General features: G+C 55.9%; 10 protein-coding genes. All 10 read right to left on the bottom strand.

Going from position 1 to position 13,433, the window contains the following annotated elements:
- Positions 1-173: 173 nt before the first annotated feature.
- On the bottom strand, positions 174-1,547 hold the full coding sequence (locus tag AB7S84_RS12975; RefSeq protein WP_020876724.1) for a two-component system sensor histidine kinase NtrB: 1,374 nt from the start codon (positions 1,545-1,547) through the stop codon (positions 174-176).
- Positions 1,548-2,164: 617 nt separating this feature from the next.
- On the bottom strand, positions 2,165-3,907 hold the full coding sequence (locus AB7S84_RS12970) for a sigma 54-interacting transcriptional regulator (protein ID WP_020876726.1): 1,743 nt from the start codon (positions 3,905-3,907) through the stop codon (positions 2,165-2,167).
- A complete protein-coding gene (locus AB7S84_RS12965) occupies positions 3,904-7,041 on the bottom strand; it encodes a chemotaxis protein CheB (protein WP_428154889.1) in 3,138 nt (1,045 codons plus the stop codon). The genes AB7S84_RS12970 and AB7S84_RS12965 overlap by 4 nt, the downstream gene beginning before the upstream one ends.
- A 198-nt stretch (positions 7,042-7,239) precedes the next feature.
- Positions 7,240-8,862 carry an NADP-dependent glyceraldehyde-3-phosphate dehydrogenase gene (locus AB7S84_RS12960; protein ID WP_020876728.1) on the bottom strand — a complete coding sequence of 541 codons (1,623 nt, stop codon included), beginning with the start codon at positions 8,860-8,862 and terminating at the stop codon, positions 7,240-7,242.
- Positions 8,856-11,543 (bottom strand): GNAT family N-acetyltransferase, encoded by a 2,688-nt coding sequence (locus AB7S84_RS12955; RefSeq protein ID WP_020876729.1) that lies wholly within the window; start codon positions 11,541-11,543, stop codon positions 8,856-8,858. The genes AB7S84_RS12960 and AB7S84_RS12955 overlap by 7 nt, the downstream gene beginning before the upstream one ends.
- A 21-nt stretch (positions 11,544-11,564) precedes the next feature.
- A complete protein-coding gene (locus AB7S84_RS12950; protein WP_020876730.1) occupies positions 11,565-11,786 on the bottom strand; it encodes a hypothetical protein in 222 nt (73 codons plus the stop codon).
- 48 nt (positions 11,787-11,834) lie between these two features.
- Positions 11,835-11,984: a lmo0937 family membrane protein gene (locus AB7S84_RS12945; RefSeq protein ID WP_020876731.1), complete on the bottom strand. Its 150-nt coding sequence runs from the start codon at positions 11,982-11,984 to the stop codon at positions 11,835-11,837.
- 257 nt (positions 11,985-12,241) lie between these two features.
- Positions 12,242-12,421, bottom strand: coding sequence for a CsbD family protein (locus AB7S84_RS12940; protein WP_020876732.1), 180 nt, complete (start codon positions 12,419-12,421; stop codon positions 12,242-12,244).
- Positions 12,422-12,779: 358 nt separating this feature from the next.
- The gene (locus tag AB7S84_RS12935) at positions 12,780-12,971 is read right to left on the bottom strand and encodes a hypothetical protein (RefSeq protein WP_020876733.1); all 192 of its coding nucleotides are present in this window, start codon (positions 12,969-12,971) and stop codon (positions 12,780-12,782) included.
- 87 nt (positions 12,972-13,058) lie between these two features.
- Positions 13,059-13,433, bottom strand: a 375-nt coding sequence (trhA, locus tag AB7S84_RS12930) for a PAQR family membrane homeostasis protein TrhA (RefSeq protein ID WP_428154885.1), incomplete at its 5' end; no start/stop codon positions are given.

The following is a 13,433-nucleotide window of genomic DNA, read 5'->3' as shown; positions in this document are numbered from 1 at the left end:
CGACTTTCTGGGAAATCTCATCCTTTTCTTTTGCGATGTCCTGACGTATCTCTTCGGAACTGCGTTCGATAAACGCTTCCTTTCCGTTGCCGGGATGCTCTCTTTCAGCCATTCCTTATCCTCCTTTGTTGTATGCGGCCGGCAGCACCGGTCCGCCGCTTTCCATCTGATCATCAGGCTCTTTGTTCCGGATTCAGGGGGACTTCTTCAACCGATACCGGGAAAAAGACCCGGAAGATGCTCCCCCGCTTCGGTTCACTCTCCACCGTGACAGCCCCGTGGTGTGCCTTTACAATTCCAAGAACCACGGATAAACCCAGACCGCGACCAATGAACTTGGTGGAGAAAAACGGATCGAAGATCTTCTCGCAATCCTTTTTAGCGATACCGCAGCCCTCATCCGAAACCTCCAGGCAGGCGTAGGGAAGGGATCGAGGCTGCCAGTCGAGGGGAAAACGCTTTGATGCGAGCATATTCGCCTGAGAAACGGTTTTGATGGTGAGGTAAATACCTTGTCCGTTCCCATCGGCGGATTCCCAGGCATTGGTGACCAGATTGGTCAGAATATGATGAATCTGGCCTGGGTTCGCACGAATGACCGGACCTAAAGAGGGAAGATCGGCTTTAAGGAGTGTACCTTTCGGCGCTGCGGCCTGAAGCAGCGCCAGGCTTCGGCGGCAGGTTTCGGAAAGGTCTATGGGTTCATGCCTGCCGGGCCTCTGCCCCAGATAGGTCAACATCAGACGGCTCATTTCAGTCGCTCTATGGGCGGCGTTCATCGCCTCGGTAAGGCCGGTAACCGCATCTGATCCCGGCGGCAGGTTCATGATGGTCAGCTCAATGTTTCCAGTCACCACCTGAAGCTGATTGTTGAAATGGTGGGCAACGGCCCCAGCCATGAGGCCAAGGCTTTCGGTCTTCTGGATCTGCCGTTTCCGGGCTTCGAGTTCCGCCGTTTCCACTTCAACCCGCTTGCTGTCGGTAATGTCGCTGATCAGGACGCGACACACGGGCGCGCCGTCGGTGTCTATCGCGGGAGCTGCTTCCAGCCGCACCCATAATGGTGATCCGTCCTTTTTCAGCATACGCAGTTCGCATGTCCGCGATTCATTGGCTTGCCATGAATTTGCCGGATCGATCTCAAAGAGATTTTTACGCTGCAGGTAGCAGATGTCCTGGTCGTCCTTGTAGATGAATCGGGTGATCGGCTGGTTGACCAGTGCGCCTCTGTCCACGCCCAAAAGGGTGGCGGCGGTGAGGTTGGCTTCCAGGATATGCATTTGCTCGTTGAGCGTGCAATAGCCAACCGGCGCCAGGTCGTAAAGGTCGAAATAGCGCGCCCGCGCTGCATCCAGTTCCGCCTGCGCCAGGCGCAGTTCCTCGTTCTGCATCTCCAGTTCGATCTGATGAACCCGCAGCTCGTGCAGCATCTGTCGTGTTTCTGAAGGCGACAGTGCTTCCAGGTCTTCAGTCATCCTGTCGGCTTTTTCCTCCGCCTGCCGACGCAACTTGTTCAACCGGTTTGAAATGATTTTTTTATCGCTCATTGTCTGGATCCTGGATGATCTTTCCGCTGAAGGAACGGCATCCGATTGCCCGGACTCCTTCAGAATTTGAATGATTGCCAAAATCTGAGATCCCAATAGTTGGGGATCAGAAAGGGCACCTCTGGTACAACGATCGCGGCGATAAGCGGCGCCGGAGTTTGAAAACCTAACAAACCATCTCAAAATATTGAGCAACCTGTGCTGCGTGCACGGGTTTTCATCTTCAACAGCGGGAATCAGCGAAAAGGAGACTCGAATGGCCAAACTGATCCTTACGGCCACCGAGCGATACGACATACCCGTCGTCCGCGTGGATGCTTCTTGTTCAGTCCGCTATAACAATACAATTTATATGCCAGGTTTCCAATACACGGGGGCATGCAACATATAGAATCGATATTATATGAAAATAAATGAACAAAAGCATTTTCGGCGTCGCCCCTGGCATCTGCGCAAAAAGGTTATATTTAACCAGTGGTCATATATGTCTTTTTATTCCGACGATCCGGTATCGTTGGGAGGCGTTGGCATATCCCGGCATGATGATGAAATTGGCGTCTCAACGCCAATGTGTGGTGCGGAGAATGCGGGAGACACTCGATTGACGGGATGGGAAATTATTTTTTCCGGATGTCGAGTTCGCGCATACGTGCTCGTAAAGCGCCGGGGTCGATCCCGAGGATTTCGGCCGCGCTGTTTTTTCCAGCGAGCTTCCAACGGGTACGCTCAAGTGTCTGGACAATATGGTCGCGCTCAACCGCTTCCAGGGTTTTTTGGCGGATGCCTGGCCCCGTGGGCGGGTTCTTGAGTTCATCCGCCAGACGCAGTTTTGTTCCCGACGAGTTGATCACGGCGCGTTCCAGGACATTTTCCAGCTCCCGGATATTTCCAGGCCAGTGATAATGCTGCAACGCACGCATTGCGCTCGCCGGAATCATTTCAATGGTCTTGCCCATTCTTTTGGAGATCTTTTGGACGTAGAAATCGACAAGAAGCGGGATGTCTTCCATGCGATCGCGAAGCGGCGGAATGGTAATCGGAAAAACATTTAACCGGTACCAGAGATCTTCCCGGAAACGGCCCTTTCGGACTTCCTCTTCCAGATCACGATTTGTGGCTGCAATAATCCGTACATCCACCTTGATGGTGCTGGAGCCGCCCAGCCGTTCAAACTCGCCGTCCTGGAGCACTCTGAGCAGCTTTGCCTGTAAATTCATCGGCAATTCGCCGATTTCGTCCAGAAAAAGGGTTGCGCCGCGGGCAACCTCAAATCGCCCGAGGCGTCTGGTATGAGAACCGGTGAAAGCGCCTTTTTCATGGCCGAACAATTCGCTTTCGATCAGGTTTGCGTGGAGCGCGGCGCAATTCACTTTCGCCAGAACCCGGTTTTTGCGCAGACTCAAGCCGTGAATGGCCCGGACAACCAGCTCCTTGCCGGTTCCCGTCTCGCCCAGAACCAATACGGTGGTTTCGCGGCCGGCGATTTGTTCGACCTGAGAGATAACGAATTTAATCCCGTCACTCTGACCGATAATGTTTTCATGGTTGTTTTCCAGTTTAATTTCTTCGATCAAATAGGCTTTTTCCGCTTCCAGCTGATCTTTCAGCTTCTGTATCTCTACAAGGGCGGCTTCAGCGTTCAGTCTTCCTTTTTCCGCCGCCTGCATGGCCGCGGCAAGCTCGGCCGTTCGCTCCTCGACCTGATGTTCGAGCGTGTCATGGGCGTTTTGCAGCGCCTCCTCCATCCTTCTGCGATCGGTGATGTCGTCCATCACAACGCGGCATACGGGTGAGCCGGCTTCATCCTGCGCCACGGTCGCCGCCAGATGCGCCCAGAAGGATGTCCCGTCGTTTCTCACCATCCGCAGTTCATACGCCTGCCGTTCAACGGTTTGCTCTATGCCGGCCTGCACCTGACCCTGCAAAATTGCTGAATGAACCTCAAAGAGTTGTTTGCCGTGCAGGTAGTGGATGTCCTGGTCCTCTTTGTGTATGAATCGGGTGATCGACTGCCCGACCAGCGTGCCCCGGGCTACATTCAGCAATGTGGCGGCGGTGAGGTTGGCCTCCAGTATCCGTCCCTTTTCAGAGAGGGTGCAATAGCCCACCGGTGCAAGGTCGTACAGGCTAAAATACCGCGCCCGGGAGGCGTCCAGTTCCGACTGGGCGTGGCGCAGCTCTTCGTTCTGCATCTCCAGTTCGATCTGGTGAACCCGCAGCTCGTTCAGGATCCGTCGGTTTTCTTCGGGCGACAGGGGCAGGAGGTCTTCCGATGCTTGAGCGGCATCTTGCCGGGCGCTGTCTTCGGCCCGTTTGCGAAGCGCGGCCGCGCTGTCGGGCAGTTTGCCCTTGCCGGTCATGGTGCATTTCCTTCATTTTTGGGTTCGGTGATGTCCGCCATCGCCAGCAGAATAAATCTGGGCCGGCCGGCCTCGCTGACCATGCGGGCGTTGATCCGGATGGTGCGCAGGCCGATCGCTTCAAACTCGTGCGACAGTATATAATTGTTGAACACCGAACCCCGGGCCAGAATCGTTTCCAGCAGGTTCCGCAATACCGGAATATCCCACAGGTGGTTGCCAAAATCGTATAGGAATCGACCAGTTGCGCTGTCCGGCGCTGCCCGGAAGATGCTGTGAAATGAGCGACTGGCCGCGATGATCCGCAGGTCGGCATCCAGCATCAACAGCGGTTCGTGCACCGTGGCGACAATGGCCTCGGTCACCCGGATGTGCGCCTCGTGCAGTGCTTCCTGAGCCTGCTTTGCCGAACTGATGTCCACGAAGGTGATCACCGCTCCTTCGATCACGTTATCGAGCGTTCGGTAGGGCAGGATGCGCATGGTGTGCCACACCCCGGCCCGGGTCTGCACTTCCACCTCTTTGGGCACGAGGGTGTCCAGCACCTCTTGCGTGTCCGCCGGCAGCGCGTCGTAGCCAGTCAAGTTGGAGACGATGTGGCCGACGGGCCGCCCGATGTCGCTGTGGATCAGGTTGATGATCCGGGTGGCGGTGGGGGTAAAGCGCAGGATGCGCAGGCTTTGATCCACAAAGACGGTGGCGATACCGGTGCCGCTCAGAAGGTTGTTCATGTCGTTGTTGGCCCGGGAGAGGTCCGCAACCTTGGTCTGCAGTTCGGCATTGACCGTGGAGAGCTCCTCGTTCATCGACACCAGCTCCTCCTTGGAGGTTTCCAGCTCCTCGTTGGTGGACTGCAATTCTTCGTTCACCGACTGCATTTCCTCATTGGAGGATTTGAGCTCTTCGTTGGTGGTTTTCAGCTCCTCACTGGCGGTCTGGAGGTACTCCTCCTTGGCCTGCAGCTCCTGCCGCAATGAATCGATGAGGGCATGCGCTTCGTCGCCTGCTTCGATACCGGCGACGGCCTCGGTCGCGGAAAGCACCGTCAAAGCGTCTTCGCCTCTCTCCAGGGGTAAGCCCTGCTCCAGTATGACCAGCATCAGTGGCGCCTCGGAGGCCCCCGCATGAACCGCCGGCATCCCGAGAGGCACGGTACGAACCGTCAGATTGGTTGCCGTGACGTCACCGTTGGTTTTGACGCGCAGGTTCGGGCAGCGCACGACCTCCTCACCGGCGACGACTTTGCGAATGGCCGTGGCCAGCTCGCGGCGCAATCCTTCGCGCGCCATCTTCAGTATATTGTTGACGCCGGTCTCGCCAGGAGCCGGTTCTAGGTACAAACCGGTGCGGCCGTGGAGATATAGAATGTCGCCGTCGCCGTTGACGAGCGCGGCGACCGGGGCGACATGCCGCAACAGCGCCTTTTCGGTCAATTCGCGCAGCGACGGTTTCCCGGGATAGGCCGACTTGGGCGTTGCCGGCGGAAGCGGCGTTGCCGCCTCCGTCATGGGCGGCAGAAATCGATACGGTCCTGTAGGGTGGAAATCCTCCCTGCGCTGGTACAGCTTCGATATGCGGTCCAGGGTAGTAAACAGATGGCCGAACTCCCCCACGGTCTCAGAGGTGCCCAGGAAGAGAAATCCGCATGGGTTCAGCGCATAGTGAAATAGAGGAATGATTTTTTTTTGCAACTCAGCGCCCATATAGATCATCAGATTGCGACAACTGATCAGGTCTATCTTGGAAAACGGCGGGTCTCTGATCACGTTTTGTTCGGAAAAGACCAACATGTCGCGGATGTTTTTACGGATGCGGTAGAAATTGCCGTCGTGCTCCACCGAAAAAAAGCGTGCCAGCCGTTCCGGTGAGATGTCGGCGTCGATGCTGGCCGGGTAGAGGCCGGCGCGGGCCGTGACAATCGAATGGCTGTCAATATCGGTGGCAAATATCTGCACCTTGAAGCTTTGTTTCAGCTTTTCCTGAAGCTCTGCCAGCAGGATGGCAAGGGAATAGGCCTCCTCGCCGGTGGAGCAGCCTGCCGACCAGACGCGGATCGCGCAGTTTGAAGATTTCCCGGAAAAGAGCTTTGGGATGATCTGCTCCTGGACGGCCTTGAAGGCGGCCGGATCGCGAAAGAAGCTCGTGACCCCGATCAGCATGTCACGAAACAGGGCTTCCACCTCGTTCGGTGTCTGCTGCAAAAACTTCACGTACCCGTCCATGGTTTCGATCTGGTGGATGGACATGCGGCGCTCAATGCGTCGATTGACGGTGCTTGGCTTGTACTGGCTGAAGTCGTGGCCCGTATGGGCGCGGAGCAGGATAAATATCTTCTTCAGCGCGTTTTCGACTTTGGGCGGCAAGGCAATGGCAGGGCTGCGGGGTATTCCGAAAGCGTGGGCCGCATAGGCGATAAGCTGGGCGGGCATCTCGGCCGGCGGAAGCTCATAGTCCACCAGGCCTGTGGCAAGGGCGCTGCGCGGCATGCCGTCGTACGCGGTTGAAGCAGGATTCTGGGCCATAACCATTCCGCCCTCGCCCTTGATGGCCCGAACGCCGAGCATGCCGTCGCTGCCGGTTCCCGAAAGCACAATACCGATGGCTCGCTCGCGCTGATCCTGGGCCAGAGACCGAAAGAAAAAGTCGATGGGCATCCGCCGGCCTCGGGGAGCGGAAGGCTCCAGCAGTTGGAGAGCGCCGCCCAGAAAAGCCATGTCCCGGCCCGGCGGGATGATGTAGGTGCAGTTGGGGCGTACAGTCATCCCGTCCTCCACCTCGAAGACCTGCATGCGGGTGTAGCGCTGGACGAGGTTTGTGAGGATGCTTTTGTGGTCCGGGGCAAGGTGTTGCACCAGTATGAAAGCCATGCCTGGATCGGTGTCTGCAGGCATGCCGGAAAAAAAAGCCTCGAAGGCCGCCAGCCCCCCGGCTGAGGCCCCGATGCCGACGATGGGAAAATATGCGCTGGTGCTTTCGACCGTCTCCTGCGACTCGGCTGATGCTGCGACGCACTCCTGGGTCTCGATTGCCCCGGTATCACCCGGCGTGATGGCCGCCTCCGATCTATCTTTCTTCCTGTTTGTTATGGTGTCCGCCCCCCATCCTTCCCCGGAACATCTCTCCTGTTTTTTCAAACAGCAGCGCCGCCTGACGCATCGCCATGCCTTTCCCCTGCCGGGCTTCCTGGATTCCTTTTTCTGACAGGCCTGCATCCGTCCAGCCCGTGAACCGGTTTTTTTGTTCCAGATGCGCTCACCGTGTCTGAGGAGAACCAGCGTCATCATGACTGCACCGCCATTATGCGACATATACGGTTTTATATACCATTCTCTCTACAAAATAAAGTCGGTCGCCAGAAATTTGCTTGTATGATCCCGAACGATGCGGGTGATGATCTGCCTGTTCAACTCCGTCTGCTTGGCGGCAACCAGTGTTCGAATGGAAAAAACCCGCAAGGCGTCGGATACGGAAAGGGTTCCTTCAGCGGAATCCTTTCGTCCCGTGAAGGGAAACGTATCCGGTCCCCGCTGGCACTGGCTGTTGATATTGACCCGGCAGACCTGGTTTACCAGGGGGTCTATCAACCGTGCAATCTGGTCCGGATCGCTTCCGAAGATGCTGACCTGCTGGCCGTAGCTCGATTGGATCATATACGCGATGGGCTCATCGATCTTGTCGAAGGGCAGGATGGGAATCACCGGTCCGAACTGCTCTTCATAATAGACCCGCATGTTGGGGTGAACCGGATACAGTACGGCGGGAAAAAAGAAACTGCCGCAAACGCTCCCCCCAGCAGGATTGACGATCCGTGCGCCGTTCGCGACGGCGTCCGACACCAGTTCTCCCAGGTAATCCGTCTTGCCTTTTTCCGCGACCGGCGTCACGAAAACCCCTTCTATCCATGGCATCCCAAAGGACAGGGCGGTGACGGCCGCGGCAAAGCGTTCGAGAAACGCATCCGCGATGCCGGCTTCCACAAAGAGAATCTTCAGGGCCGTGCACCGCTGCCCGTTAAAGGAGAGGCAACCGAGAACGCATTCCTTTACGGCCAGATCAAGATCGGCGTCTTTCAGCACAATGGCCGGATTCTTGGCCTCCAACCCCAGGACGCAGCGAAGACGATTGGGGCTGGGGTGCAGTTTTTTCAAGGCATTCGCCGTTTTGCTCGAGCCGATCAGCGCCAGCACGTTGATCTTGCCGGATGCCATGAGCGGGGGTATCACTTTTCTCCCCTCACCATAGATGACGTTGATGACGCCTTTCGGGAAACCCTCGCGAAAGGCCGCCAGAAGCGGTGCATAGAGAAGCGCACCGTGCTTGGGCGGCTTCAGGATCACGGTGTTTCCCATGACAAGCGCCGGAATCAGCGTGGTAAATGTCTCGTTGAGCGGATAATTGAACGGTCCCATGCAGAGCACGACGCCCATGGGAGCGCGCCGAATCTGGCCGATGATCCCCTCCTCCATGGTGAACCGGGAAGAAATGCGATCCAGATCTTTCAGCGCGGAGAGGGTATCGTTAATGTATTGAACGGTCCGGTCGAATTCCTTTTCCGAATCCCGGAGCGATTTACCGACCTCCCACATCAGAAACCGCACGACCCGGTCCTTTTCTTCAATCATTCGGAAAACGAACCGCTCCATGTGATCAATCCGCTCGGACACGGAGAGGGTAGGCCACACCCCCCGCCCATGATCATAGGCGGCAACCGCCGCATCAAGAGCCTCAAGCGCTTCCGCTTCCGTCAGCAGCGGATATTCGCCAACGAATAAAGGCTTCGGGCCGGTGTCGTCCGCCACCTGGACGGGCGAAAGCACCTCCTGGCGCGGACCGTCCCAGATCCGAATCTCACCGTTTACGAGATAGCCGGTCTGAATGCAGGGAACCCCGTTTAAAAGGGTTTCGGGGATCTCGCCGGCCTGCGGAAATACGTTTTGGATTTTTTCACTTAACAAGATGGGTTGTTTCCTCCGAAATGAATGACCAGCCGGTTGTCTCCGGCGTCTCTTTTTGCTTCAAACCCGAGCTTTTTTCCCAGCGCAAGCATGTTCCTGTTCTCATTCAGCACGATGCCGTGTACCGTTTTGAAGCCGCGTTTTTCGGCGATGGACAGGCACTTTTTCAGCAGGTTCGAACCAATGCCCCTGCCTTGCCAGGCATCACCCACCAGAACGGCGAATTCACCCGTCTTTCCGTCCGGGTCTCCGATGATTCTGGCAACCCCCAGCATGCTGTCGGTTTCTGAATCTTCATCCATATCTTCATCCAGGGCAACGAGCGCAATCTCCCGATCATAATCGATCTGGGTGAACCGGGCCAGCATCTCGGGGTTCAATTCCTTTAACGAACCGAAAAAACGATGATAAATCGTAGTCGGGGAGAGTGTCTTGAACAACGCCGTAAAAAGTGGGGCGTCCTCGGGCTTGACGGGCCGGATAAATATTCGGCGCCCATCAACCCCGACCATATGGGACTCTTCCTCTTCCGGATAGGGGCCGATCACCAGATGCAGGGAGGAAGGCACCCCAATCGGTGAAACGAGTATCCGGGCATCGACCGCGACGGGATTGCCGTCCTTGATCAGGACGGGATTCATGTCCAGCTCGGCAATTTCGGGGAAATCGATCAGGAGCTGGGAGAGCCGGACAATCATTTCTTCGAGCCGCTCCATGTCGGCAGCGGGGCGGTTCCGGTATCCCTGCAGCAGAGCGTATGCCTTGGTTTCCTGCATGAGCCGCCGGGCAAGCAATCGGTTCATGGGGGGAAGCCCCAAAGCCCGATCTTTCAATACTTCGGTGAAAATGCCGCCCATCCCGAACAGAATCACCGGACCGAAACTGGGATCCCGTTTGCCCCCCATCAGAATTTCAAAATCCGGGTTTGAAAAATAAGGCTGAATCGTTACCCCCTCCATCCGGGCATCGGGTTTGTATTCCCGCGCCGATGATATGATCTGGTTGTAGGCTTCGCAAACATCCGCATCACAGCGCAAATCCAGCCGAACGCCGCCCGCATCGGTCTTATGAGGGATGTCCGGGGAATGAATTTTCATGACCAGCGGGTACCCCATTTCCCGGCCGATACTTGAAGCCAGTGCCCCGGTCTTCGCGATTTCCGTCCTGATCACGGGCAGGCCGTATGCCATGAGCAGTTCCCTGGAATCGGATTCCGGCATAAATTCCCCCACGGGCGCCTCGGAAAGCAGCTTTCGGGCTTTCTCCGGATTGAACACCAAATCTCTGGTCATTTTCGGTGGAATTTCCAAAATCATTTCTAAGTTTCTGGCATGTTCAACCATATACAGAAAAGCTCTCACCGCCCGTTCCGGCGTATCGTAGGTCGGGATCCCCGCTTCATTCAAAATTTCAACGGCCTTTCCAATGCTTTTTCCGCCCATCCAGCAGGCAACCACCGGATACCGGCGCGCTTTCATGACGGCGGCCAGGCGCTCGGCCAAAGAAATGGGGTCCGTAAGGGCCTGGGGCGCAAGGATAACAAGCATCCCGTCCAGGTTTTTCGAGTTGAAGCAGACCTCCAGGGCACGGCAGAATCGCTCCGCGGAGGCATCACCGAGAATGTCGATGGGGTTACCCCGGCTCCAGAAGGGCGGGAGGAACGCATCGAGGGCCTGCAGGGTCTCAGGATCAAGGGGCGCAAGCTTCTGACCGTACCGGGCGAACGTGTCCGCGGCCATAACGCCCGGCCCCCCGCCATTGGTGAGGATCGCCAGCCGGGAGCCGCTCGGCCGCGGTTGCTTCGCCATCAGCTCCGCGCAGTCGAACAGCTCTTCGATGGTGTCCACGCGCACGATGCCGGCGCGCTTGAAAGCAGCGTCATATACGGCATCTTCTCCGGCCATGGCGCCCGTATGGGATGCGGCGGCCTTTGAACCGTCGGGGCTCCTGCCGGATTTCAGAACGATGATGGGTTTGACCCGGGACACCGAGCGGGCGGCGCTCATGAATTTGCGGAAATTCGTCAGGCTTTCGATGTACAGTAGAATGCTTTTTGCCGAGGAATCATTTCCGAGATAATCGATTGTATCTCCAAAGTCGACGTCCAGCATGGAGCCGATGCTGACAAAATGGCTGAAGCCGATGCGCTCCTTGAGCGCCAGATCAAGAATCGCCGTGCAAATGGCGCCGCTCTGGGATACAAAGGCCAGATTTCCGGTCACGGGCATTTCGGACGCAAAACTGGCGTTGAGGTTCGCGCCGGTCCGGATGATGCCCAGGCAGTTCGGCCCTATGATACGAAGCCCCCCGGCGTAAGCTATCCGCTGAATCCTTTCTTCTATCTCCCGGCCCTGTTCACCGGTCTCTTTTCCCCCCGCCGAAATCACAACAGCACCGCCGACCTTTTTTTCGACGCATTCGCTCACGATATCGACAACGCTGTGAATCGGGGTGGCGATAATCGCAAGGTCCACACCTGTTTCCAAGGCGGAAACCGATCCGACGGATGTATGCCCGTGGATGGTTTTATATCTCGGGTTCACCGGCAGCAATGTGCCGGGAAACCCGCCGTCAATCAGGTTTCTCATCAGCGCATTACCAATACTTCCAGCTTTTTCACCGGCGCCCACCACTGCAACATGGCGCGGATTGAAGATGCGGTTCAGATTGTATTGTCCCATTCTTTTCCTCTGCTGATCTGTTCAGCTCTTGTTCCTTCCCTTGGTCAGCAGCCCGATGTAGCACAAAAACACAATCCCTCCAACCATCGGCGGCGACGGAAACATTCCGGTCTCCTCCGCCGTCATCTGCAGAGACCCGAGATCGACGACCTTTTCTCTGGTCGTATCGGCGATCCCTTGATACCCAAAGGCCACGATCCCGGCAGCAATCAGTATGATGGCAAGATTTGTGAATATTTTCATATTATTATGTGCCTTTATCTTAAATTGCGTGTCTATGAGCTTTGGTGGCTACAGGACTCTCCGGCCCCGAATGATATTGAGCAGCACTACGATAACGGCGATCACCAGCAAAACATGGATAAAGCCTCCCATCGTGTAACTGCTCACAAGACCCAGAAGCCACAGGATTAACAGTATTACGGCAATCGTCCACAACATTGGGTTCTCCTTTCGGTTGGTTTTGATGGGTCTCCGTCCGGCCCTGATGCGAGCCGGCCGACGGCGGTATCAGGGCCGCGGCAGGAAATCATTGCACCGGATCGGAAGCCCGTGAAGCCGGTATTCCAAGCCCCGGCCGGCTGTGTTGGAGAGAAGCGCCGAAAAAATCGATAGTTGGAAATCTATGCCTGAGAAGTCAAGGGAGATAAGTCTGTGATGTCCGGTTCCAATTTTTCGAGGATTCAAAAATAACGCTGCTATTGGCCCACAACTTTCTTGACATCACCGATCTTTTCCTGGATTTTGCCTTCTAAATTCTCGACCTTGCCTTCGGCCTCCAGATCAGGATTCCCGACTGCTTTTCCAACGGTCTCCTTAATTTTGCCTTTGGCCTGATGCATCTTGCCTTCCATGTTGTCTTTCGTGCTTGATTTCATGGTGTTCCTCCTGTTTGGTTTCGGTTTGAGTTGATTTTACGTGATTCTGATTGTTTATATTTCAATTTCTATGCCTGGATTGCCAATACCCGGCACAACGGCAGCTATCCTCTTGGCTTTTAAGGATAATTATTTAAATTGATTCAAAAAGAGCCCGGTGGGAATGCCATTGGCAGCGACATATAAAGGGTCAGGTTTAACCGATGGTCATATATGACTCTTTTGCATGCTTGTTGGTGTTATGGGTTGTAAATGATAGGTGACCATCGATTTTTTTGGGGGATGATAATTTGACGCGTCTGACTTGCGGCTGCGATGTGAATCGTTCAGATCTGGACAGGCCTGTCTCTCCGGGAGCTTACGGCAATACCGTATTCACCGTGAAAGCCCTCCCGAATGCGTATATCGGACTGGTGTCGATACCCCCGAAAACCATGCCCAGGGCGGTCAGCGACAGTTTCGCCGGCCGGCCGCCGGTCCCGGCATCTGCTGTCTTGTTTTTGGGCTTGCCCTGCTTCGTGCCTTGAGGCGCTTCTGTGGAAATGGACATGGGTTGCCTGTCGCCTTCAGTACATCTGGCCGATATGATCAGCCTGTTTTTTTCTTCATGTCCGGCAGCACAATGCCGCTTTTTCGCCTAGACTGCATACCAAAGGATTAAGAAATAATGGCAGGTGGTGCCGGTGAGAACAAATAGATGCCAGATCAGGTGGCCGTATGGCACTCGCGAATCGATCGCAAAAAATGCGACACCGGTGGTATACGACAAGCCGCCCGCAATCAATAAGAATAGCCCCTTTTCAGGCATCCCGGCAAACAAAGGCTTGACCGCAATCACGAGAAGCCACCCCATCAGCAGATAAAGGCAGGTGGAAAGAATGGGATGTGCGGTTTTATAGAATGCCTTCAGCACTACACCGGCTGCGGCAAGACCCCAAATAACCCCGAAGAGCGTCCAGCCGAATGCACCACGAAGGATGCCAAGGGTTAACGGCGTGTACGTGCCTGCAAT

The organism is Desulfococcus sp., from assembly GCF_050178255.1.
GTDB lineage: Bacteria > Desulfobacterota > Desulfobacteria > Desulfobacterales > Desulfococcaceae > Desulfococcus > Desulfococcus multivorans.
This window is presented reverse-complemented; position numbering and strand designations above follow the sequence as displayed.